Here is a 23,842-nt window from a genome sequence, read left to right as displayed (position 1 = left end):
TATGTTTTATAAAAACGCTTGATTTGAGGGGTGAATCAGTTGACAGGTCAACTAGTTCAGTATGGACGACACCGCCAACGAAGAAGTTACGCACGAATCAGTGAAGTTTTAGAATTACCAAATCTTATTGAAATCCAAACCTCTTCCTATCAATGGTTTCTTGATGAGGGTTTGCGTGAAATGTTCCAGGATATTTCACCGATTGAAGACTTTACTGGTAACCTATCACTTGAATTTATTGATTACAGCCTTGGCGAACCGAAGTATTCTGTTGCGGAATCGAAAGAGCGAGACGTTACATATTCTGCACCATTGCGTGTTAAAGTACGTCTTGTAAACAAAGAAACAGGCGAAGTAAAAGACCAAGATGTTTTTATGGGCGATTTTCCACTTATGACTGAAACGGGAACGTTTGTCATTAATGGGGCGGAACGAGTTATCGTTTCCCAGTTAGTACGTTCACCGAGCGTATATTTTAGTGGAAAACTTGATAAAAACGGAAAAAAGGGATTTACAGCTACTGTAATTCCGAACCGCGGCGCTTGGCTTGAATATGAAACAGACGCCAAAGATGTCGTATATGTCAGAATAGATCGTACTCGGAAACTGCCCGTTACGGTTCTTTTGCGTGCACTTGGCTTCGGATCTGATCAAGAAATCATTGAACTGATCGGAGATAATGAGTACATTCGAAATACTCTAGAAAAGGACAACACTGAGGGAGTAGAAAAAGCGCTTTTAGAAATTTATGAGCGCCTGCGTCCAGGTGAACCTCCTACCGTTGAAAACGCAAAGAGTTTATTGGTTTCAAGATTCTTTGATCCAAAGAGATATGACCTTGCCAATGTAGGTCGATATAAAATAAATAAAAAGCTTCATATAAAAAATCGTTTGTTTAATCAGCGTCTTGCTGAATCACTTGTCGATCCTGAAACAGGTGAAATTATTGCAGAAAAAGGGACACTTTTAGATCGAAGAAATCTAGATCGAATTATCCCTGCTTTGGAAAAGGATATTAATTTTAAAGGCTTTAATCCAGCTGGTGGTGTAGTACAGGAAGAAATCATTCTTCAAGGAATAAAAATCTATGCGCCAAATGACGATGGTGAAAAGGTTATTAATGTGCTAGGTAATGCTTATGTTGCAGAGCCGATTAAAAACATTACACCTGCTGATATCATTTCATCTATCAGTTATTTCTTTAATTTACTACACGGTGTCGGCGATACAGATGATATTGACCATTTAGGAAACAGACGTCTTCGTTCTGTTGGCGAATTGCTTCAAAATCAATTCCGAATTGGTTTGTCACGTATGGAACGTGTGGTTCGTGAAAGAATGTCAATTCAAGATACTGCTACGATTACACCACAGCAGTTAATCAATATTCGTCCTGTAATTGCTTCAATTAAAGAGTTCTTTGGAAGCTCTCAATTATCGCAATTTATGGATCAAACAAATCCGCTTGCAGAATTGACGCATAAGCGTCGTTTATCTGCACTAGGACCTGGTGGATTAACTCGTGAACGTGCTGGATTTGAAGTGCGTGACGTTCACTATTCCCACTATGGCCGTATGTGTCCGATTGAAACGCCAGAGGGACCAAACATTGGTTTGATTAACTCACTTTCATCATTTGCAAAAGTAAACCGTTTTGGCTTTATTGAAACTCCATATCGCCGGATTGATCCAGATACTGGAAAGGTTACAAGCCGAATCGATTACTTAACTGCAGATGAAGAGGATAACTATGTTGTAGCGCAGGCGAATTCACGCCTAAGCGATGACGGTACATTTATAGATGATGATGTTGTTGCTCGTTTCCGTGGTGAAAACACGGTAGTAAAACGCGACCGTATTGACTATATGGATGTATCTCCTAAACAGGTAGTTTCTGCGGCGACAGCTTGTATTCCGTTCTTAGAAAATGATGACTCTAACCGTGCATTGATGGGAGCGAACATGCAGCGTCAAGCTGTACCACTTTTACAGCCAGAAGCACCGAGAGTTGGAACAGGAATGGAATATGTTTCTGGTAAAGACTCGGGAGCAGCGGTTATTTGTAAGCACGAAGGAATCGTTGAGCATGTTGAGGCACGTGAGGTATGGGTGCGTCGAATTAATACAGTCGATGGTCAAGAAGTTAAAGGTAACCTAGATAAATATAAAATGTTGAAATTCATTCGTTCTAATCAAGGAACCTGTTATAATCAACGCCCGATTGTTGCGGTGGGTAACCACGTAACAAAAGGGGAGATTCTAGCGGATGGTCCTTCTATGGAACTGGGTGAACTAGCTCTAGGTCGTAACGTTTTAGTTGGCTTTGTTAACTGGGATGGCTACAACTATGAAGATGCGATTATTATGAGTGAACGTCTTGTAAAAGATGATGTATATACTTCTATTCATATTGAAGAATATGAGTCGGAATCACGTGATACAAAACTTGGACCAGAAGAGATTACCCGTGATATTCCAAATGTAGGGGAAGATGCCCTTCGAAATTTGGATGAGCGTGGAATTATTCGTACTGGCGCTGAGGTAAAAGATGGCGACTTGCTTGTTGGTAAGGTAACTCCTAAGGGTGTTACAGAACTTACTGCTGAAGAACGTCTATTGCATGCAATCTTCGGAGAAAAAGCGCGTGAAGTTCGTGATACGTCACTAAGAGTTCCGCATGGCGGAGGCGGTATTGTCCTTGACGTTAAGGTCTTTAATCGTGAAGATGGCGATGAATTGCCACCAGGCGTAAATCAACTTGTTCGTGTATATATTGTACAGAAGCGTAAGATTCATGAAGGGGATAAAATGGCAGGTCGCCATGGTAATAAAGGGGTTATTTCTCGGATATTACCAGAAGAGGATATGCCGTATTTACCAGATGGTACCCCTATTGATATTATGTTAAATCCTTTGGGCGTTCCTTCACGTATGAACATCGGTCAGGTGCTTGAGCTTCATTTAGGAATGGCAGCTAGAGCTCTTGGAATCCACGTTGCATCACCGGTATTTGACGGTGCACGTGAGGAAGATGTTTGGGGAACGATTGAAGAAGCTGGAATGGCTAATGATGCAAAAACTGTACTATATGATGGACGTACGGGTGAACCGTTCGATAATCGTGTGTCTGTGGGTGTCATGTATATGATTAAACTTGCTCACATGGTTGATGATAAGCTCCATGCACGTTCAACTGGACCATACTCACTTGTAACGCAGCAGCCACTTGGTGGTAAAGCACAATTTGGCGGACAGCGTTTCGGTGAGATGGAGGTTTGGGCACTTGAAGCATACGGTGCCGCATATACACTACAAGAGATTCTGACAGTAAAATCAGATGACGTGGTGGGTCGTGTGAAAACGTATGAAGCGATTGTAAAAGGTGAAAACGTACCGGAACCAGGAGTTCCTGAATCATTTAAAGTATTAATAAAAGAACTTCAGAGTCTAGGAATGGATGTAAAAATCCTTTCTGGTGATGAAAAAGAAATTGAAATGCGAGATACGGAAGATGATGATGACTTACAGCAAGTCGATACGTTAAACATCGTTCCAGAAACACAAGCATTTGAATCTGAAAAGGTTGGTTCAAAGGAATAAGACTTAGCTGAAAGCGCCGTGATGTGCTTTCAGCTAATGATTGTCTAGATAGAAAGGGAGGTAGGCCCCTTGCTGGATGTTAATAATTTTGAGTATATGAAGATTGGTCTGGCATCACCAGATAAAATCCGTTCATGGTCTTTTGGAGAAGTAAAAAAGCCAGAAACCATTAACTATCGTACATTGAAGCCTGAAAAGGATGGTTTATTCTGTGAGAGGATTTTTGGTCCTACAAAGGACTGGGAATGTCACTGTGGAAAATATAAACGTGTCCGTTACAAAGGTGTAGTGTGTGACCGATGTGGTGTTGAAGTAACAAGAGCGAAGGTTCGTCGTGAACGTATGGGTCATATTGAGCTTGCAGCTCCTGTCTCTCATATTTGGTACTTTAAAGGAATCCCTAGCCGAATGGGACTAGTTTTAGATATGTCTCCAAGGGCATTAGAAGAAATTATTTATTTTGCTTCTTATGTTGTAACTGAATCTGGAGATACAGCTCTTGATAAGAAACAACTGTTATCAGAAAAAGAATATCGTGCATACCGTGAAAAGTACGGAAATAAATTCCAAGCTGCTATGGGTGCTGAGGCAATTAAAAAGCTTCTATCTGATATCGATTTAAATAAAGAAGTTGACGCGTTAAAAGAAGAACTAAAAACAGCCCAAGGTCAGCGTCGTACTCGTGCGATTAAACGCCTTGAAGTGTTGGAAGCATTCCGTAACTCTGGAAATGAACCATCATGGATGATTCTTGATGTTCTTCCTGTTATTCCTCCAGAACTTCGTCCAATGGTACAGTTGGATGGAGGAAGGTTCGCTACATCTGATTTAAACGATTTATACCGTCGAGTAATTAATCGGAATAATCGATTAAAGCGATTGTTGGATCTTGGTGCACCAAGCATTATCGTTCAAAACGAGAAGCGGATGCTTCAAGAGGCAGTAGATGCACTCATTGATAATGGTCGTCGCGGCCGTCCGGTAACAGGCCCAGGTAACCGTCCATTAAAGTCACTTTCCCATATGTTAAAAGGAAAGCAAGGTCGTTTCCGTCAAAACTTACTGGGTAAACGTGTTGACTACTCTGGTCGTTCCGTTATCGTTGTTGGTCCAAACTTAAAAATGTACCAATGCGGTCTACCAAAAGAAATGGCTCTTGAATTATTTAAGCCATTCGTTATGAAGGAACTAGTAGAAAAAGGTTTAGCCCATAATATTAAATCTGCTAAGCGTAAGATTGAAAGAGTTTCTCCTGAGGTTTGGGATGTCCTTGAAGATGTTATCCGTGAGCACCCAGTTTTATTAAACCGTGCCCCAACACTTCATAGATTAGGGATTCAGGCATTTGAACCAACACTAGTTGAAGGAAGAGCGATTCGCCTTCATCCTCTTGTATGTACTGCATACAACGCGGACTTTGACGGTGACCAAATGGCTGTTCACGTTCCACTTTCATCTGAAGCGCAAGCAGAAGCTAGACTTTTAATGCTCGCTGCCCAAAACATTTTGAACCCTAAAGATGGTAAGCCGGTTGTTACACCTTCACAGGATATGGTACTAGGTAACTATTATCTAACTCTTGAAAGAGAAGGTGTTGTCGGAGAGGGTATGATTTTTAAAGATACCAATGAAGCGTTAGTTGCATATCAAAATGGCTATGTTCACCTACACACTCGTGTCGCAGTCCATGCTGGTTCATTAGGAAATGAAACTTTGACAGAAGAACAAAATAATAAATTACTGATTACAACGGTTGGTAAACTTATATTTAATGAAATTCTTCCTAAATCTTTCCCGTATATCAATGAACCTACTAGACAAAACTTAGAGGTTGAAACCCCAGCAAATTACTTTGTTGAAAAAGGTGAAGATGTTAGAGCTAGAATTAAAGAAATGCCATTAGTGGATCCGTTCAAGAAGAAAATCCTTGGTAATATCATTGCCGAAGTATTTAAGCGATTCAAAATTACTGAAACGTCTAAAATGCTAGACCGTATGAAGGACTTAGGATTTAAATACTCTACAAAAGCAGGTATTACCGTCGGTGTTGCTGATATCGTCGTATTACCGGAAAAGCAAGAAATTCTTCACGAGGCACAAAGTAAAGTAGATAACGTTATGAAGCAGTTCCGTCGCGGTTTAATAACTGAAGACGAACGTTATGATCGCGTTATTGCTATATGGAGTGCTGCGAAGGACACTATTCAAGGAAAACTGATGAAGTCCTTGAATAAAACGAATCCAATTTTCATGATGAGTGATTCCGGAGCCCGTGGTAACGCATCTAACTTTACGCAGCTTGCGGGTATGCGTGGATTGATGGCCAACCCGGCTGGACGTATCATTGAGTTACCAATCAAGTCAAGTTTCCGTGAAGGTCTGACCGTTTTAGAATACTTTATTTCTACACACGGTGCTCGTAAAGGTCTTGCTGATACTGCCTTGAAAACGGCTGACTCTGGTTACTTAACACGTCGTCTCGTTGACGTAGCACAAGATGTTATTGTCCGTGAAGATGATTGTGGAACTGATCGTGGTTTATTAATCCGTTCATTGAAAGATGGTACCGAAGTTATCGAGGGATTGGATGAACGCTTAATTGGGCGTTATGCTCGTAACCCAATTAGACATCCTGAAACGAAGGAAGTGCTAGTTCCTGAAAATGGACTTATCACTGAGGACCTTTCTGAAATAATCGTGGGAGCTGGAATTGAAGAAGTTAAAATTCGCTCTGCCTTTACATGTAATACCCGTCATGGTGTATGTAAGAAGTGTTATGGCCGGAACTTGGCTACAGGTCAAGAAGTTGAAGTTGGGGAAGCAGTTGGAATCATTGCTGCCCAATCAATTGGTGAACCTGGTACACAGTTAACAATGCGTACATTCCATACTGGCGGTGTTGCAGGAGACGATATCACTCAAGGTTTACCACGTATTCAAGAAATATTTGAAGCGCGTAATCCAAAAGGGGTTGCGGTTATTTCTGAAATTGATGGTGTGGTTGTTGGAATTAATGAAGGTCGTGATCGCCAGCATGAAATTATTGTTCAAGGTGAGATTGAATCACGTACTTATAATGCTCCATATACAGCACGCTTGAAAGTAGCAGTTAATGATCCAATTGTCATAGGTCAGGAATTAACAGAAGGTTCTATTGACCCTAAAGAGTTAATCAAGGTAAAAGACGTTAATGCTGTTCAAGAATATCTGTTACGCGAAGTTCAAAAGGTTTACCGTATGCAGGGTGTTGAAATTGGCGATAAGCACGTAGAAGTAATGGTTCGTCAAATGATGCGTAAGGTTCGCGTAAGTGATGCGGGTGAAACAGATGTACTTCCAGGTACTCTTTTAGATATCCACCAATTCACAGATGCAAACGAAAAAGCATTGTTAGCCGGAAAATTACCTGCTACAGGTCGTCCAGTATTACTCGGTATTACGAAAGCGTCGCTTGAAACAGATTCATTCTTGTCTGCCGCATCCTTCCAAGAAACAACAAGAGTTCTTACTGATGCTGCAATTAAAGGCAAGCGCGATGAATTGCTAGGCTTAAAGGAAAATGTTATCATCGGTAAGCTTGTTCCAGCAGGAACAGGAATGCAGCGCTACCGTAAAGCAGAGCCTGTTTTAAGGGACACGACTTCTGAAGAAACTGTAACAATTGATTAAAAGTTAACATTATGCGGTACTCGCCAAGTGAGTGAGTACCGCGTTTTAAAGAATATCCACATTTCCACTCTGAAATAAAAATTCGTAACAACTGTTGACAACTATTTTAGAAGATGGTAATATATCAAAGGTGCTCCTATTCACCTGATACTTTGGAGGATATGATAAATGTCTTATGAAAAAGTATACCAGGCAACTAAGATTGTTATAGGAACAAAACAAACAGTAAAAGCACTGAAGGATGGAACAGCATGTGAGCTGATCATTGCGAGTGACGCTGAAGCGAAAGTAACAGCTGCGGTAGTGAAACTAGCTCAAGAAGTGAACATCCCAATTATCTATGTTGACTCGATGAAAAAACTCGGGAAAGCATGTGGAATAGAAGTTGGTGCTTCAACTGTAGTAATTATCCGTTAAAAACTGTTTTTGTAGATAGATGATCTGCAAAAACTTTGTTTTTGCACAAAAATGAACCACCTGGATGTGTGGGCTTACAAATAATGAAGGGAGGAAAATTAACATGCCAACTATTAACCAATTAGTGCGCAAGCCTCGTCAAGCAATTACTGAAAAGTCGAAGTCTCCTGCGCTAAACAAAGGTTACAATAGCTTCAAAAAATCACAAACTAATGTATCTTCACCACAAAAACGAGGAGTATGTACTCGTGTTGGTACAATGACTCCAAAGAAACCGAACTCAGCGTTACGTAAATATGCTCGTGTACGTTTGACAAACGGTATTGAGGTGACAGCATACATTCCTGGTATTGGTCACAATCTCCAAGAACACAGTGTTGTTCTTATTCGTGGAGGACGTGTAAAAGACTTACCAGGTGTACGTTATCACATCGTACGTGGTGCTCTTGATACGGCTGGTGTTAACAACCGTATGCAAGGTCGTTCTAAATATGGTACTAAGAGACCAAAAGCAGCTAAGAAGTAATATCAGTATAAATAGAAAGCCTGTTTGAAAGGAGGAAATTAAATGCCACGTAAAGGTCCTGTAGCAAAAAGAGACGTGTTACCAGATCCACTTTACAATTCAAAATTAGTTACTCGTCTAATCAACAAAATGATGGTTGACGGTAAAAGAGGTAAATCACAAGAAATTCTTTACTCTGCATTCGAAACAATCCGCGAACGTTCTGGTAAAGAACCAATGGAAATTTTCGAAGCAGCTATGAAGAATATCATGCCAGTACTTGAGGTAAAAGCACGCCGAGTAGGTGGAGCTAACTACCAAGTACCAGTAGAGGTACGCCCTGATCGACGTACAACTCTTGGTCTTCGCTGGTTAGTTAACTATGCGCGTCTTCGCGGAGAAAAAACGATGGAAGAACGTTTAGCTAACGAAATCATGGATGCAGCTAACAACACTGGAGCATCTGTTAAAAAGCGTGAAGATACACACAAAATGGCAGAAGCAAACAAAGCGTTTGCTCACTATCGTTGGTAGAATTACCTTTATCATAAAAACTTTCACACTAGAAAGGAGAAAGACCCATGGCAAGAGAGTTCTCCTTAGCAAACACTCGTAATATCGGTATCATGGCACACATTGATGCTGGTAAAACGACGACCACTGAGCGTGTCCTTTATTACACTGGTAAGATTCATAAAATCGGTGAAACACATGAGGGCGCTTCTCAGATGGACTGGATGGAGCAAGAACAAGAACGCGGAATCACAATTACTTCCGCAGCAACAACTGCAGCGTGGAAAGGCCACCGCGTAAACATCATCGACACTCCGGGACACGTAGACTTCACAGTTGAAGTTGAACGTTCCCTACGTGTACTTGATGGAGCGGTAGCTGTACTTGATGCACAGTCAGGTGTTGAACCTCAAACTGAAACAGTTTGGCGTCAAGCAACAACTTACGGTGTACCACGTGTAGTATTTGTAAACAAAATGGACAAAATTGGTGCAGATTTCTTGTATTCTGTTAGAACAATTCATGACCGTTTGCAAGCAAATGCACACCCAATTCAGTTGCCTATCGGTGCTGAAGATGAGTTCTCTGCAATCATTGATCTTGTAGAAATGAATGCAGTGTTCTACAGTAATGACTTAGGTACTGATATTGAAGTACGTGAGATTCCTGAAGAGTATCTTCCTCTAGCTGAAGAGTGGCGTGAAAAGTTAGTTGAAGCAGTAGCAGAACTAGATGAAGAGTTAACTGAAAAATACCTTGGTGGTGAAGAAATCACTAAAGAAGAGCTAAAAGCAGCTATTCGTAAAGGTACTGTTAATGTAGAATTCTACCCTGTTATTTGTGGATCTGCTTTCAAAAACAAAGGTGTTCAGTTAATGTTAGATGCTGTTATTGATTATCTTCCATCTCCATTAGATGTTCCTGCAATCAAGGGTCATGCTCCGGATGATGAAGAAGAAGTCCTTGAACGTCATTCAAGTGATGAAGAGCCGTTTTCAGCTCTTGCATTTAAAGTTATGACAGACCCTTATGTTGGTAAATTAACGTTCTTCCGTGTTTACTCTGGTACTTTAGAATCTGGATCTTATGTTCAGAACTCTACTAAAGGAAAACGTGAACGGGTTGGACGTATCCTGCAAATGCATGCAAACAGCCGTCAAGAAATCTCGAAAGTATTCGCGGGTGACATTGCTGCAGCTGTAGGTTTGAAAGATACAACTACTGGTGATACGCTTTGTGATGATAAGAACCTTGTTATTCTTGAGTCAATGAACTTCCCTGAACCAGTAATTCAACTTTCTGTTGAACCAAAATCAAAAGCTGACCAAGATAAAATGACAACAGCATTGCAAAAGCTACAAGAAGAAGATCCAACCTTCCGTGCACATACTGATCAGGAAACTGGACAGGTTATCATTGCCGGAATGGGAGAACTTCACCTTGATATCTTAGTAGATCGTATGCGTCGTGAATTCAAAGTAGAAGCTAACGTAGGTGCTCCACAAGTTGCCTACCGTGAAACATTCCGTGAATCAGCACAAGTAGAAGGTAAGTTCGCACGCCAATCTGGTGGTCGTGGACAATACGGACACGTTTGGATTGAATTCTCACCAAATGATGAAGGTAAAGGCTTCGAATTTGTTAACGGTATTGTTGGTGGTGTTGTTCCTCGTGAATACATCCCTGCAGTTCAAGCTGGTCTAGAAGATTCCTTGAATCGTGGAGTTCTTGCTGGATATCCTTTAGTTGATATTAAAGCTAGATTATTCGATGGTTCTTACCATGATGTTGACTCCTCTGAAATGGCATTTAAGATTGCCGCATCTATGGCTCTTAAAAATGCTGCTTCAAAGTGTAAGCCTGTTATCCTAGAGCCTATGATGAGGGTTGAAGTTGTAATCCCTGAAGAGTACTTAGGTGATATCATGGGACAAATCACTGCACGACGCGGACGTGTTGAAGGTATGGAAGCTCGTGGTAACGCACAAGTTGTACGTTCACAGGTTCCACTTTCAGAAATGTTCGGTTATGCAACAGCACTTCGTTCTAGTACACAAGGTCGTGGAGTATTCTCTATGCACTTTGATCACTATGAAGAAGTTCCAAAATCAGTTTCTGAAGAAATTATCAAAAAAAATAAAGGTGAATAATTGATTTTCACCATTTAATAAAGTATAACTACTTATGTAACCATGGAAACTGTAGAATTGGGACAACCCTGTTTACAGTTTCCATAAAATATACTTAACTTTTTTAATATTAAAGGAGGATTATCCTAATGGGTAAAGCTAAATTCGACCGTTCAAAGCCACACGTTAACATTGGTACAATTGGTCACGTTGACCACGGTAAAACAACTTTAACTGCTGCAATCACTTCTGTACTTGCTAAAACTGGTAAAGCAGAAGCTCGTGCATATGATCAAATTGATGGAGCTCCAGAAGAAAAAGAGCGTGGAATCACAATCTCAACTGCACACGTTGAGTATGAAACTGATGCTCGTCACTACGCACACGTAGACTGCCCAGGACACGCTGACTATGTTAAAAACATGATCACTGGTGCGGCTCAAATGGACGGCGGTATCCTAGTTGTTTCTGCAACTGATGGTCCAATGCCACAAACTCGTGAGCACATTCTTCTTTCTCGCCAAGTAGGTGTACCTTACCTTGTTGTGTTCATGAACAAGTGTGATATGGTTGATGACGAGGAACTTCTTGAATTAGTAGAAATGGAAATTCGTGATTTATTATCTGAATACGATTTCCCTGGCGATGACACTCCAGTTATCAAAGGTTCTGCTCTTAAAGCATTAGAAGGCGAAGCTGCTTGGGAAGAAAAAATCTATGAACTTATGACTGCTGTTGATGAGTGGATTCCAACACCAACTCGTGACACTGACAAACCTTTCATGATGCCTGTTGAGGATGTATTCTCAATCACTGGCCGTGGAACAGTTGCTACTGGCCGTGTAGAGCGTGGAGTAGTTAAAGTTGGGGATGTAGTTGAAATCGTAGGTTTCACTGAAGAACCAAAATCTACTACTGTAACAGGTGTAGAAATGTTCCGTAAGCTTCTTGATTTCGCTGAAGCTGGGGACAACATTGGTGCATTACTACGTGGTGTAGCTCGTGAAGATATCGAACGTGGTCAAGTATTGGCTAAGCCGAAATCAATCACTCCACACACAAAGTTTAAAGCACAAGTTTATGTATTATCAAAAGAAGAAGGTGGACGTCACACTCCATTCTTCACTAACTACCGTCCACAATTCTATTTCCGTACTTCTGATATTACTGGTATTTGTAATCTTCCAGAAGGCGTAGAAATGGTTATGCCTGGCGACCACATCGAAATGATCGTTGAACTTATTGCTCCAGTAGCAATCGAAGAAGGTACAAAGTTCTCTATCCGTGAAGGCGGACGTACTGTAGGTTCAGGTTCAATCACTACTATCACTGAATAATTAAAAAATCAGTTATATAAAAAGCAGCCGGATGACGATCCGGTTGCTTTTTTTTATGCTAAAACGTGTTTCTTCTATATAAATAGTTTTGCGAACTTTCGATTAATAAAGCGTTATTATAGGTTATTTTTGGAGAATGACTTTTTCTATTGTAATTGTATAGACTGGTCGCTATAATAATAAAAGTGTGCTAAACGTAACCAAAAAGAAATTATAAAAAATTGTTGCGTTTGCCTAATGTTTTATGTATAATAGACAATGTTGGTCTTTGACTGCGATGATGTGAAAGGTTGCTGACACACCCGGCCGCTTTGCCATGGCGAGTGTGTGGGAAATTTTCACTGAGAATGTCTATTTTGAAAATAGGCGAATAAAGGAGGGAAAATAATGGCAAAACAAAAGATTCGTATCCGTTTAAAAGCTTATGATCACAGAATTCTTGATCAGTCTGCAGAAAAAATCGTTGAAACAGCAAAGCGTTCTGGTGCAGCCGTTTCTGGTCCGATTCCACTTCCGACTGAAAAAACAATTTATACCATTCTTCGTGCGGTTCATAAGTACAAGGATTCTCGTGAGCAATTCGAACAACGGACACATAAGCGTCTAATCGATATCGTTAACCCAACACCACAAACTGTTGATGCGTTGATGCGTTTAGATTTACCATCCGGTGTTGATATTGAAATTAAACTTTAGTAAAAATAAATAAACAAATAATCTAGGAGGTGTGACTTAAATGACCAAAGGAATCTTAGGAAGAAAGATTGGTATGACTCAAGTATTTGCAGAAAACGGCAACTTAATTCCTGTTACTGTAGTAGAAGCTGCTCAAAACGTAGTTCTTCAAAAGAAATCAGTTGAAAGCGACGGTTATGTTGCTTTACAAGTTGGTTTTGAAGACAAACGTGAAAAGTTAGCTAACAAACCAGAAAAAGGACATGTTGCTAAAGCAAACACTGCTCCTAAGCGCTTCATTCGCGAATTCAGCGGAGTTGACGTAACAGGATATGAAGTTGGTCAAGAAGTCAAAGTTGATATTTTCGCTGCTGGCGATGTAGTAGATGTAACAGGAATCTCAAAGGGTAAAGGTTTCCAAGGCGTAATCAAACGTCACGGACAATCACGCGGCCCAATGGCTCACGGTTCACGTTATCACCGTCGTCCTGGTTCAATGGGACCTGTAGCTCCAAACCGTGTATTTAAAGGTAAGTTATTACCTGGTCGCATGGGTGGAGAGCAAATTACTGTTCAAAATCTTGAAATCGTTAAGGTTGATGTTGAGCGTAACTTACTATTAATTAAAGGAAACGTTCCTGGACCTAAAAAAGCATTATTAAAGATTAAAAGTGCGGTAAAAGCGTAATATCTTCATAAGAAAGGAGGAGCAAAAGAATGCCTAAAGTTTCATTATTTAACCAAAGCGGATCTCAGGTTGGTGAAATCGAACTTAATGATTCAGTATTTGGTATCGAACCTAACCAACACGTGTTATTTGAAGCGATTGTTATGCAAAGAGCTTCTTTACGTCAAGGAACTCATAAAGTAAAAGTTCGTTCTGAAGTACGAGGCGGTGGACGTAAACCATGGCGTCAAAAAGGAACAGGTCGTGCTCGTCAAGGGTCTATCCGTTCTCCACAATGGCGCGGAGGTGGTACTGTATTCGGTCCAACACCACGCAGCTACAGCTACAAATTACCTAAAAAGGTACGTCGCTTAGCAATTAAATCTGCACTTTCTTCTAAAGTGTTAGAAGAGAATGTATTAGTATTAGAAAGCCTTGCTTTCGATGCTCCAAAAACAAAAGATTTCAAAACAGTATTAGGTGGTCTTTCTGTTGAGAAGAAAGCACTTATCGTTACTGCTGACCTAGATGAAAATGTAGCACTTTCTGCTCGTAATATTCCTGGTGTAACAGTTGTAACAGCTGATGGAATCAATGTTCTTGATGTTGTAAATCATGATAAATTAATCATGACGAAAGCTGCAGTTGAAAAAGTAGAGGAGGTGCTTGCATAATGGATGCACGCGATATCATTAAGCGCCCCGTTATCACTGAACGTTCTACTGACCTTATGGCTGAAAAGAAATATACGTTTGAAGTTGATGTGAGAGCTAACAAAACTCAAGTTAAAGATGCGATTGTTGAAATCTTTGGCGTAGAAGTTGAAAAAGTTAACATCATGAACTATAAAGGTAAATTCAAGCGCATGGGTAAATTCGGTGGTTACACAAACAAACGTCGTAAAGCAATTGTAAAACTAACTGCTGATAGCAAAGAAATCGAATTCTTTGAAGCATAATAAAAACTAACAAGAAGAGGAGGGAATAAAATGGCGATTAAAAAGTACAAACCTACCTCTAATGGTCGTCGCGGTATGACAGTTTCTGATTTCGCTGAAATCACAACTAGCACACCAGAGAAATCTCTATTAGCTCCATTAAAGAGAAAAGGCGGCCGTAATAACCAAGGTAAGTTAACTGTTCGTCATCAAGGTGGCGGCCATAAGCGTTCATACCGTATCATTGATTTCAAACGTAACAAAGATGGCATTCCTGGACGCGTTGCCACAATCGAGTACGATCCTAACCGTTCCGCAAATATTGCATTAATCAATTATGTAGATGGTGAAAAGCGTTATATCATAGCTCCTAAAAACCTAGTAGTAGGTATGGAAGTTATGTCTGGCCCAGAGGCAGATATTAAAGTAGGTAATGCATTACCGTTAGTAAATATCCCTGTTGGTACTGTGGTACACAACATCGAATTAAAACCTGGTAAAGGCGGCCAATTGGTTCGTTCTGCTGGTACATCTGCACAGGTATTAGGTAAAGAAGGTAAATACGTACTTGTACGTTTAAATTCTGGTGAAGTTCGAATGATTCTTGCTGAGTGCCGTGCAACTATCGGTCAAGTAGGTAACGAACAACACGAACTTATTAACATTGGTAAAGCAGGACGCTCACGCTGGTTAGGCAAACGCCCAACAGTACGTGGATCTGTAATGAACCCTAACGATCACCCACACGGTGGTGGTGAAGGACGTTCACCAATCGGACGTAAGTCACCAATGTCTCCATGGGGTAAACCAACTCTTGGATTCAAAACTCGTAAGAAAAAGAATAAATCTGACAAGTTCATTGTACGTCGTCGTAAAAAATAACGGGGTTGAGCTACGGTTCAAAGAACGAGCCGTAGAACAATCACGAAGGGAGGTTCATCCATGGGTCGCAGCCTTAAAAAAGGACCATTTGTTGATGATCATTTAATGGTTAAGATCGAAAAGTTAAATGAAACTGAAAGTAAGCAAGTTGTAAAAACTTGGTCACGTCGTTCTACGATCTTCCCACAATTTATTGGCCACACAATCGCTGTTTATGATGGTCGTAAACATGTGCCTGTATATGTTACTGAAGACATGGTAGGACATAAGCTTGGAGAATTTGCTCCAACTCGTGCTTACAAAGGCCATGGTAATGATGATAAGAAAACCAGACGTTAAGAGAGGAGGGCATCCAAATGCAAGCTAAAGCTGTTGCAAGAACAGTTCGTATTGCTCCTCGTAAAGCACGTTTAGTCGTAGATCTAATTCGAGGAAAGCAAGTTGGTGAAGCGGTGTCGATTTTAAATCATACTCCAAAGTTTGCTTCTCCAATCGTTGAAAAAGTATTAAAATCCGCTATGGCAAATGCCGAGCACAATTATGAAATGGACATTAATAGCTTGGTTGTAACTCAAGCTTTTGTTGATGAAGGACCAACGTTGAAACGTTTCCGTCCTCGCGCAATGGGCCGTGCTAGCCAGATTAATAAACGCACTAGCCACATCACAATCGTTCTATCAGAAAAGAAGGAGGGATAATCTGTGGGTCAAAAAGTAAATCCAGTCGGTTTGCGTATCGGTATCATCAAAGATTGGGAATCTAAGTGGTACGCAGGTAAAGACTTCGCTGATCTTTTACACGAAGACCTTAAAATTCGTGAGTACATCACGAAGCGTTTGAAGGATGCTTCTGTATCTAAAGTTGAAATCGAACGTGCTGCTAATCGTGTGAATGTAACAGTTCATACTGCTAAGCCAGGAATGGTTATCGGTAAGGGCGGTACTGAAGTTGAAGCACTTCGTAAAGCTTTAAATCAATTAACTGGCAAACGTGTTCACATCAACATTCTTGAAATCAAAAGAGCTGACCTTGATGCGAAATTAGTTGCTGAAAATATTGCTCGTCAATTAGAAAATCGTGTATCCTTCCGTCGTGCACAAAAACAAGTAATTCAACGTGCTATGCGTGCAGGAGCAAAAGGTATTAAAACAATGGTGTCAGGTCGTCTTGGCGGGGCAGATATTGCTCGTTCAGAACACTATAGCGAAGGAACTGTTCCACTTCATACTCTTCGCGCTGATATCGACTATGCTCATGCTGAAGCTGATACTACTTTTGGTAAGCTTGGCGTAAAAGTATGGATCTATAAGGGAGAAGTCCTTCCTACTAAGAAGAAACCTGCGGAAGGAGGCAAATAATATGTTATTGCCAAAACGCGTTAAATATCGCCGTCAACACCGTGGAAAAATGCGTGGTAACGCAAAAGGTGGCACTGAAGTAACATTTGGTGAATTCGGCTTACAAGCAACTGAAGCTTCTTGGATCACAAACCGCCAAATCGAAGCTGCCCGTATTGCAATGACTCGTTACATGAAACGTGGCGGTAAAGTTTGGATTAAAATCTTCCCACATAAGCCTTATACTGCGAAACCTCTTGAGGTGCGGATGGGTTCTGGTAAAGGGGCACCTGAAGGTTGGGTAGCTGTCGTTAAACCAGGTAAAGTAATGTTTGAAATCGCTGGTGTTTCTGAAGAAGTAGCACGTGAGGCACTACGTCTTGCTATGCACAAACTTCCAATCAAATGTAAGTTTGTAAAACGTGAAGAAATTGGTGGTGAATCAAATGAGAGCTAATGAAATTAAAGACCTTACCACTGCCGAAATTGAACAAAAAGTTAAATCTTTAAAAGAAGAGCTTTTCAACCTTCGCTTCCAATTAGCGACTGGCCAACTTGAAAATACAGCTCGCATTCGTGAAGTACGCAAAGCGATTGCTCGTATGAAAACTGTGATTCGTGAGAGAGAAATCAGCGTTAACAAGTAAAAACCCGAGAGGAGGTTCACATAATGAGTGAACGTAACCAACGCAAAGTTTACACTGGACGCGTTGTTTCTGACAAAATGGATAAAACTATTACTGTTTTAGTCGAAACTTACAAAAAGCATCCTCTTTACGGTAAACGCGTTAAGTACTCTAAAAAGTTTAAAGCTCATGATGAGCAAAATGAAGCAAAAATCGGCGATATCGTACGTATCATGGAAACTCGTCCGCTTTCAGCTACTAAACGTTTCCGTTTAGTTGAAGTTACAGAAAAAGCAGTTATTATTTAATTGTTCGGATTAAGCATCATTCCGAAGGGAGGTTACACACATGATTCAACAAGAATCACGTTTAAAAGTTGCTGATAACTCTGGTGCTCGTGAGGTACTTACCATTAAAGTTCTTGGTGGTTCTGGCCGTAAAACTGCGGGTATCGGTGATGTTATCGTATGTACAGTGAAACAAGCAACACCTGGTGGCGTTGTTAAAAAGGGTGACGTTGTAAAAGCCGTTATCGTTCGTACGAAAAGCGGTGCTCGTCGACCTGATGGATCATACATTCGTTTCGATGAAAACGCATGTGTAATTATCAAGGATGATAAGAGCCCACGTGGAACTCGTATCTTCGGACCAGTTGCCCGCGAACTTCGCGATAACAACTTTATGAAAATCGTTTCCTTGGCTCCAGAAGTACTATAATTTAAATTCAATTGCCTTTAAGGAGGTGCTTACGAATGCATGTTAAAAAAGGTGACAAAGTAAGAGTTATCTCCGGTAAGGATAAGGGCAAAACAGGAGTAATCCTAGCAGCCTATCCTAAAGATAGCCGTGTACTAGTAGAAGGTGTAAACATTGTTAAAAAACACGCTAAACCTTCACAAGTGAATCCACAAGGCGGAATTATGAGCTTTGAGGCACCAATTCATGTATCAAACGTTATGCCTATCGACCCTAAAACTAGTAATCCAACTCGTGTAGGATATACAACGGTTGATGGCAAAAAAGTACGCGTAGCAAAATCCGGTGAAGTATTAGATAAATAGTCTAAATTTTAGAAGGGAGGTACAATAAGTGAGCCGCCTAAAAGAAAAGTTTGTAAAAGAAGTTACTCCTGCTCTTATGAGCAAGTTCAACTATAAATCAGTAATGCAAGTTCCTCAACTTGATAAAATTGTTATTAACATGGGTGTTGGTGATGCAGTAGCAAACGCTAAAGCTTTAGATAATGCTGTTGAAGAACTAGCAACAATTACAGGACAAAAGCCTGTAGTAACTCGTGCTAAGAAATCAATCGCTGGCTTCCGTCTTCGTGAAGGTATGCCAATCGGTGCAAAAGTTACACTTCGCGGTGAGCGTATGTATCAATTCTTGGATAAATTAGTTTCTGTTTCTTTACCTCGTGTTCGTGACTTCCGTGGTGTTTCTAAGAAAGCATTCGATGGTCGTGGTAATTATACGCTGGGTGTTAAAGAACAATTAATCTTCCCTGAAATTGATTACGATAAAGTTAGCAAAGTACGTGGTATGGATATCGTTATCGTAACCACTGCTAATACTGATGAAGAAGCACGTGAACTGTTAACACAATTTGGAATGCCATTCCAAAAGTAATCGCTAAATAAGGGAGGCGAAAACGTGGCTAAAAAGTCAATGATTGCGAAACAAAAACGCACGCCTAAATACCCGGTTCAAGAGTACACACGCTGTGAACGTTGCGGTCGTCCACACTCTGTATACCGTAAATTTAAGCTTTGCCGTATTTGTTTCCGTGAATTAGCATACAAAGGACAAATTCCTGGTGTCAAAAAAGCTAGCTGGTAAAACCCAAGTCTGGGAAGGAGGTAAAAATAATGGTCATGACAGATCCAATTGCTGATATGCTTACTCGCATTCGTAATGCGAACATGGTGCGTCACGAAAAGTTAGAAGTGCCTGCTTCTAATATTAAAAAAGAAATCGCTGAAATCTTAAAGCGCGAAGGTTTCGTTCGTGACGTCGAATTTATTGAAGACAATAAACAAGGTATCATCCGTATTTTCTTAAAGTACGGTTCAAATAACGAACGTGTTATCACTGGTCTTAAGCGCATAAGCAAGCCTGGACTTAGAGTTTATGCAAAATCTACTGAGGTGCCACGTGTCCTTAACGGTCTTGGTATCGCACTAGTATCAACTTCAAATGGTGTTATAACTGATAAAGAAGCTCGTGCAAAACAAGTGGGCGGAGAAGTATTAGCTTACGTTTGGTAAAAGAGTTTCTGAATGAATGGAGGTGCACTTAATGTCTCGCGTAGGAAAAAAACCTATTGAAATCCCTGCAGGAGTTACGGTTACTTTAAATAATAGTACCGTTACTGTTAAAGGACCAAAAGGCGAACTTACTCGCTCTTTTAATCCAGATATCGAAATTAAAATCGAAGAAAACCTAGTTACAATCACTCGTCCAACTGATGTGAAAGAACACCGCGCATTGCACGGTACAACTCGTGCTTTAATCGCGAACATGGTTGAAGGTGTTTCCAAGGGCTTTGAAAGAAAATTAGAACTAATCGGGGTTGGTTACCGTGCTCAAAAGCAAGGTAACAAGCTTGTATTAAACGTTGGATATTCTCACCCAGTTGAGATTGAACCTGAAAGTGGTCTTGAAGTAGAGGTACCAGCTAATACAAAGATTACGATTAAAGGTACTGACAAAGAACGTGTTGGCGCATTAGCAGCCAATATTCGTCAAGTTCGTCCTCCAGAGCCTTATAAAGGCAAAGGAATTCGTTACGAAGGCGAATTTGTTCGTCGTAAAGAAGGTAAAACAGGTAAGTAATGCCGCATAGGTAAACGAAAGGAGTGACGTAAATGATTACGAAGCTTGACAAAAATGCTAGTCGCAAGAAGAGACATGCTCGTGTTCGTGCGAAACTTAGCGGTACTGCAGCTCGTCCACGTCTAAATGTGTTTCGTTCTAACAAGCATCTATATGCTCAATTAATCGATGACATGAGTGGAGTTACATTAGCAAGTGCTTCTACTATGGAAAAGGATCTTAACCTTGAATCTACAAGCAATGTTGATGCAGCTAAGTTGGTCGGAGAATTAGTCGCTAAACGTGCGGTAGAAAAAGGTATCACTGCTGTTGTCTTTGACCGTGGAGGATACCTTTACCATGGCCGTATCCAAGCACTAGCTGATGCAGCCCGTGAAAACGGCTTACAATTTTAATAGACAAAGGAGGGACACATAAATGATACGTCGTATTGATCCAAACAAACTTGAACTAGAAGAACGCGTTGTAACGGTTAACCGTGTAGCGAAAGTTGTTAAGGGTGGTCGTCGTTTTCGCTTCACTGCTCTAGTAGTAGTTGGAGATAAAAACGGTCATGTTGGTTTCGGTACTGGTAAAGCTCAAGAAGTACCAGATGCGATTCGTAAAGCAATCGAAGATGCTAAGAAGAACTTAATCGAAGTGCCAATGGTTGGAACTACTGTTCCTCACCAAGTTATTGGACGTTTTGGTGCTGGTGAAATTCTTCTAAAGCCTGCTTCTGAAGGTACAGGAGTTATCGCTGGCGGTCCAGTTCGTGCTGTTCTAGAATTAGGCGGGGTAGGAGATATCCTTTCTAAATCTCTAGGAACTAACACTCCAATTAATATGGTACGTGCAACGATTGATGGTCTAAAACAATTAAAACGTGCTGAAGACGTAGCCAAGTTACGTGGTAAATCAGTAGAAGAACTGCTAGGATAAGGAGGGAAATCAAATGGCAAACAAACTATTAATTACCCTCAACCGCAGCGTAATTGGTCGTCCTGAAGACCAACGCGCAACAGTTACTGCTTTAGGTTTACGTAAATTAAATCAAACAGTTGAGCACCAGGATAATGCTGCAATTCGCGGTATGATTACAAAAGTTGCTCACCTTGTAACAGTAAAAGAACAATAATAGATTGTTTTCTTTCATAAGGAGGTGCCAATATGAAACTTCATGAACTAAAGCCTGCTGAGGGTTCTCGTAAAGAACGTAAACGTTTAGGACGCGGTATCGGTTCTGGTCAAGGTAAGACTGCTGGTAAAGGTCATAAAGGTCAAAATGCTCGTTCCGGCGGTGGTGTCCGTCTTGGATTCGAGGGTGGTCAAACACCTTTATTCCGTCGTTTGCCAAAACGTGGTTTTACTAATATCAGTCGTAAAGAATATGCAATTGTAAACCTTGATGTTCTTAATCAGTTTGAAGAGGGTACAGAAGTTACTCCAGAACTTCTAATTGAAACTGGTGTTGTTAAGAACGAAAAAGCAGGAATTAAGATTCTTGCAAAAGGGAACGTAGAGAAAAAACTTACTGTTAAAGCTCATAAATTCTCCTCTACCGCCAAAGAAGCAATTGAAGCTGTAGGTGGAACAACTGAGGTGATCTAATGTTCCAGTCAATCTCCAATTTTATGCGCGTGGCTGAAATTAGAAGAAAAATTGTTTTCACTCTTTTAATGTTAATCGTATTTCGACTAGGCAGTTTTATTCCTGTTCCTAATGTAAATGCTGAAATTTTGGCAGCACAAGATAAATTAAGTGTATTTGGAATCTTAAATACCTTTGGCGGTGGGGCGTTGCAAAACTTCTCCATTCTTGCTATGGGTATTATGCCTTACATCACTGCTTCCATTATTATTCAGCTTTTACAAATGGATGTAGTTCCGAAATTTACGGAATGGTCAAAGCAGGGAGATTCTGGTCGTCGTAAGTTAGCTCAGTTTACTCGATATTTCACAATTGTTCTTGGCTTTATTCAAGCTTTAGGTATGTCCTACGGCTTTAATAGTATGGCGGGTGGACAATTGATCAAAAATCCTGGAATTGGTACTTACTTATTAATTGCAGTTGTATTGACTGCTGGTACTGCATTTCTAATGTGGTTAGGTGAGCAAATTACCGAGAAGGGTGTTGGGAATGGTATTTCCATCATTATCTTTGCAGGTATCGTTGCAAGTATTCCAAATACCGTTAATCAGATCTATGTACAGCAGTTTGAAAATGCTGGTGAGCAGTTATTCCTCCGTATTATTACGGTTGTGTTAATTCTCATAGCTGTAATAGCGATTGTTGTAGGTACTATTTTCATTCAACAAGCAATTAGAAAAATTCCAATTCAGTATGCTAAACAACGGTCTATAAACGGACGTAATGCAGGTTCACAACAATCCACTCATATGCCGTTAAAAGTTAATGCTGCTGGTGTAATTCCTGTAATCTTTGCAGTATCATTTATTGTAACTCCAAGAACCATAGCTTCATTCTTTCCTACGAATGATGTAACCCTTTGGATTACAAGAGTATTTGATTATTCCCATCCGATTGGGATGACTCTTTATGCTGCACTGATTATTGCCTTTACGTACTTTTATGCTTTCATTCAGGTTAATCCTGAACAGGCTGCAGAAAACTTACAAAAACAAAGCGGTTATATCCCAGGTATTAGACCGGGCAGGAGTACACAGGAATATTTAACACGCGTCTTATATCGTTTAACTTTTGTGGGTGCGCTTTTCTTAACCGTAATTGCAATTTTGCCAATCATTTTTATTAATGTGGCGAATTTACCGCAATCAGCTCAAATTGGTGGAACTAGTCTTTTAATCGTTGTCGGTGTTGCACTTGATACGATGAAACAGCTTGAAGCGCAGCTAGTTAAACGTCATTATAAAGGCTTTATTAAATAAAAGGTTTTGGGGACTTGTGTTCCCTAAAACCCATAAATAGCACGAGGGGGAACACGTGTGAATTTAGTATTAATGGGGCTTCCAGGTGCCGGAAAAGGTACTCAAGCCGAACAAATCGTAGAACAATACGGCATCCCTCATATCTCTACAGGAGATATGTTCCGTGCAGCGATGAAAGAAGGAACAGAACTAGGTTTAGAAGCTAAGTCTTACATGGACAAAGGCGCACTTGTTCCTGATGAAGTAACAATCGGCATTGTTCGTGAACGGTTAAGTAAAGATGACTGTAAAAATGGTTTTTTACTTGATGGCTTTCCTAGAACGGTACCTCAAGCAGAAGCATTGGAAAGTCTATTATCCGATTTAGAAAAAAAGATTGATTATGTAATTAATATAAATGTTGATAGAAGTATTTTAATGGATCGTCTGACAGGTCGTCGTATTTGTAAAGAATGCGGATCAACGTATCATTTAGTATTTAATCCTCCAACAAGCGAGGGAGTTTGCGATAAATGTGGTGGAGAACTCTACCAACGTGCAGATGATAATGCTGAAACTGTTCAAAATCGATTAGACGTCAATATCAAACAACAAGAACCATTACTTACTTTCTATGAAACAAAAGGTTACCTTCGCACAATTGATGGACAGCAGGACATTAATAAAGTTTTTGCTGATATTGAGCAATTGCTTAGGGACTTACGTTAATGGCCATTAGTTTAATCGTAGGTCGACTCTCGAACATCTCTTCAATAAAGTTCAAAAGTATGTGGATGTAAATGGCTTTTCTATTGTACTGAGTATGTAGGACCGAGAGTTGGGCAA

General features: G+C 40.4%; 30 protein-coding genes. All 30 read left to right on the top strand.

Features of this window, described 5'->3' with window-relative positions; genetic code table 11:
- The first annotated feature begins 39 nt into the window (after positions 1-39).
- The 30 genes from rpoB (at position 40) to CHI06_RS21405 (ending at position 23,725) form a co-directional block, all read left to right on the top strand.
- Positions 40-3,600 carry a DNA-directed RNA polymerase subunit beta gene (gene rpoB / locus CHI06_RS21550; RefSeq protein WP_095250629.1) on the top strand — a complete coding sequence of 1,187 codons (3,561 nt, stop codon included), beginning with the start codon at positions 40-42 and terminating at the stop codon, positions 3,598-3,600.
- 69 nt (positions 3,601-3,669) lie between these two features.
- Positions 3,670-7,269 (top strand): DNA-directed RNA polymerase subunit beta', encoded by a 3,600-nt coding sequence (rpoC, locus tag CHI06_RS21545; protein WP_095250628.1) that lies wholly within the window; start codon positions 3,670-3,672, stop codon positions 7,267-7,269.
- Positions 7,270-7,437: 168 nt separating this feature from the next.
- The gene (locus CHI06_RS21540; protein ID WP_095250627.1) at positions 7,438-7,686 is read left to right on the top strand and encodes a 50S ribosomal protein L7ae-like protein; all 249 of its coding nucleotides are present in this window, start codon (positions 7,438-7,440) and stop codon (positions 7,684-7,686) included.
- Positions 7,687-7,789: 103 nt separating this feature from the next.
- Positions 7,790-8,212, top strand: a complete 423-nt coding sequence (gene rpsL / locus CHI06_RS21535; protein ID WP_026574083.1) for a 30S ribosomal protein S12 — start codon at positions 7,790-7,792, stop codon at positions 8,210-8,212.
- Positions 8,213-8,254: 42 nt separating this feature from the next.
- Complete coding sequence (gene rpsG / locus CHI06_RS21530) at positions 8,255-8,725, top strand: 30S ribosomal protein S7 (RefSeq protein WP_095250626.1); 471 nt, start codon at positions 8,255-8,257, stop codon at positions 8,723-8,725.
- Between the two features lie 47 nt (positions 8,726-8,772).
- A complete protein-coding gene (gene fusA / locus CHI06_RS21525; RefSeq protein ID WP_095250625.1) occupies positions 8,773-10,854 on the top strand; it encodes an elongation factor G in 2,082 nt (693 codons plus the stop codon).
- A 128-nt stretch (positions 10,855-10,982) separates the two neighbouring features.
- Complete coding sequence (gene tuf / locus CHI06_RS21520) at positions 10,983-12,170, top strand: elongation factor Tu (RefSeq protein ID WP_095250624.1); 1,188 nt, start codon at positions 10,983-10,985, stop codon at positions 12,168-12,170.
- Between the two features lie 387 nt (positions 12,171-12,557).
- Positions 12,558-12,866: a 30S ribosomal protein S10 gene (gene rpsJ, locus CHI06_RS21515; protein ID WP_066094693.1), complete on the top strand. Its 309-nt coding sequence runs from the start codon at positions 12,558-12,560 to the stop codon at positions 12,864-12,866.
- A 40-nt stretch (positions 12,867-12,906) separates the two neighbouring features.
- Positions 12,907-13,533, top strand: coding sequence for a 50S ribosomal protein L3 (rplC, locus tag CHI06_RS21510; RefSeq protein WP_095250623.1), 627 nt, complete (start codon positions 12,907-12,909; stop codon positions 13,531-13,533).
- Between the two features lie 29 nt (positions 13,534-13,562).
- Positions 13,563-14,186 carry a 50S ribosomal protein L4 gene (rplD, locus tag CHI06_RS21505; protein WP_095250622.1) on the top strand — a complete coding sequence of 208 codons (624 nt, stop codon included), beginning with the start codon at positions 13,563-13,565 and terminating at the stop codon, positions 14,184-14,186.
- Positions 14,183-14,470, top strand: a complete 288-nt coding sequence (rplW, locus tag CHI06_RS21500) for a 50S ribosomal protein L23 (RefSeq protein WP_174524435.1) — start codon at positions 14,183-14,185, stop codon at positions 14,468-14,470. The genes rplD and rplW overlap by 4 nt, the downstream gene beginning before the upstream one ends.
- Positions 14,471-14,500: 30 nt before the next feature.
- A complete protein-coding gene (gene rplB / locus CHI06_RS21495) occupies positions 14,501-15,331 on the top strand; it encodes a 50S ribosomal protein L2 (RefSeq protein ID WP_095250621.1) in 831 nt (276 codons plus the stop codon).
- 60 nt (positions 15,332-15,391) lie between these two features.
- On the top strand, positions 15,392-15,670 hold the full coding sequence (rpsS, locus tag CHI06_RS21490) for a 30S ribosomal protein S19 (protein ID WP_095250620.1): 279 nt from the start codon (positions 15,392-15,394) through the stop codon (positions 15,668-15,670).
- Between the two features lie 17 nt (positions 15,671-15,687).
- Positions 15,688-16,029, top strand: a complete 342-nt coding sequence (rplV, locus tag CHI06_RS21485; RefSeq protein WP_095250619.1) for a 50S ribosomal protein L22 — start codon at positions 15,688-15,690, stop codon at positions 16,027-16,029.
- Between the two features lie 3 nt (positions 16,030-16,032).
- Positions 16,033-16,689 (top strand): 30S ribosomal protein S3, encoded by a 657-nt coding sequence (gene rpsC, locus CHI06_RS21480; RefSeq protein ID WP_095250618.1) that lies wholly within the window; start codon positions 16,033-16,035, stop codon positions 16,687-16,689.
- 1 nt (position 16,690) lies between these two features.
- Entirely contained in the window at positions 16,691-17,125 is a 435-nt protein-coding gene (gene rplP / locus CHI06_RS21475) for a 50S ribosomal protein L16 (RefSeq protein WP_045516533.1), read from the top strand.
- The gene (rpmC, locus tag CHI06_RS21470) at positions 17,115-17,315 is read left to right on the top strand and encodes a 50S ribosomal protein L29 (RefSeq protein WP_034676094.1); all 201 of its coding nucleotides are present in this window, start codon (positions 17,115-17,117) and stop codon (positions 17,313-17,315) included. Before rplP ends, rpmC begins: the two co-directional genes overlap by 11 nt.
- A gap of 23 nt (positions 17,316-17,338) precedes the next feature.
- The gene (gene rpsQ, locus CHI06_RS21465) at positions 17,339-17,602 is read left to right on the top strand and encodes a 30S ribosomal protein S17 (protein WP_034676097.1); all 264 of its coding nucleotides are present in this window, start codon (positions 17,339-17,341) and stop codon (positions 17,600-17,602) included.
- A 40-nt stretch (positions 17,603-17,642) separates the two neighbouring features.
- The gene (gene rplN / locus CHI06_RS21460) at positions 17,643-18,011 is read left to right on the top strand and encodes a 50S ribosomal protein L14 (protein ID WP_034676100.1); all 369 of its coding nucleotides are present in this window, start codon (positions 17,643-17,645) and stop codon (positions 18,009-18,011) included.
- Between the two features lie 35 nt (positions 18,012-18,046).
- Positions 18,047-18,355: a 50S ribosomal protein L24 gene (gene rplX / locus CHI06_RS21455; protein WP_095250617.1), complete on the top strand. Its 309-nt coding sequence runs from the start codon at positions 18,047-18,049 to the stop codon at positions 18,353-18,355.
- Between the two features lie 28 nt (positions 18,356-18,383).
- Positions 18,384-18,923 (top strand): 50S ribosomal protein L5, encoded by a 540-nt coding sequence (gene rplE / locus CHI06_RS21450; protein ID WP_095250616.1) that lies wholly within the window; start codon positions 18,384-18,386, stop codon positions 18,921-18,923.
- Between the two features lie 24 nt (positions 18,924-18,947).
- On the top strand, positions 18,948-19,133 hold the full coding sequence (locus CHI06_RS21445) for a type Z 30S ribosomal protein S14 (protein WP_009791316.1): 186 nt from the start codon (positions 18,948-18,950) through the stop codon (positions 19,131-19,133).
- Positions 19,134-19,162: 29 nt separating this feature from the next.
- Entirely contained in the window at positions 19,163-19,561 is a 399-nt protein-coding gene (gene rpsH, locus CHI06_RS21440) for a 30S ribosomal protein S8 (RefSeq protein WP_034676109.1), read from the top strand.
- A gap of 31 nt (positions 19,562-19,592) precedes the next feature.
- Positions 19,593-20,129, top strand: coding sequence for a 50S ribosomal protein L6 (gene rplF / locus CHI06_RS21435; RefSeq protein ID WP_034676111.1), 537 nt, complete (start codon positions 19,593-19,595; stop codon positions 20,127-20,129).
- 32 nt (positions 20,130-20,161) lie between these two features.
- The gene (rplR, locus tag CHI06_RS21430) at positions 20,162-20,524 is read left to right on the top strand and encodes a 50S ribosomal protein L18 (protein WP_095250615.1); all 363 of its coding nucleotides are present in this window, start codon (positions 20,162-20,164) and stop codon (positions 20,522-20,524) included.
- Between the two features lie 25 nt (positions 20,525-20,549).
- Positions 20,550-21,050, top strand: a complete 501-nt coding sequence (gene rpsE / locus CHI06_RS21425; protein ID WP_082799596.1) for a 30S ribosomal protein S5 — start codon at positions 20,550-20,552, stop codon at positions 21,048-21,050.
- Positions 21,051-21,063: 13 nt separating this feature from the next.
- A complete protein-coding gene (gene rpmD, locus CHI06_RS21420; RefSeq protein WP_034676120.1) occupies positions 21,064-21,246 on the top strand; it encodes a 50S ribosomal protein L30 in 183 nt (60 codons plus the stop codon).
- 32 nt (positions 21,247-21,278) lie between these two features.
- A complete protein-coding gene (rplO, locus tag CHI06_RS21415; RefSeq protein ID WP_095250614.1) occupies positions 21,279-21,719 on the top strand; it encodes a 50S ribosomal protein L15 in 441 nt (146 codons plus the stop codon).
- A complete protein-coding gene (gene secY, locus CHI06_RS21410) occupies positions 21,719-23,017 on the top strand; it encodes a preprotein translocase subunit SecY (RefSeq protein WP_095250613.1) in 1,299 nt (432 codons plus the stop codon). Before rplO ends, secY begins: the two co-directional genes overlap by 1 nt.
- Positions 23,018-23,074: 57 nt before the next feature.
- Positions 23,075-23,725 carry an adenylate kinase gene (locus CHI06_RS21405; protein ID WP_095250612.1) on the top strand — a complete coding sequence of 217 codons (651 nt, stop codon included), beginning with the start codon at positions 23,075-23,077 and terminating at the stop codon, positions 23,723-23,725.
- Positions 23,726-23,842 lie beyond the last annotated feature (117 nt).

Origin of the sequence: Bacillus sp. 7884-1, from assembly GCF_002272245.1 — a bacterium.
Taxonomy (GTDB): Bacteria; Bacillota; Bacilli; order Bacillales; family Cytobacillaceae; genus Neobacillus.
The sequence above is the reverse complement of the archived record's forward strand: the minus strand, read 5'-3'. Positions and strand labels throughout refer to the sequence as shown.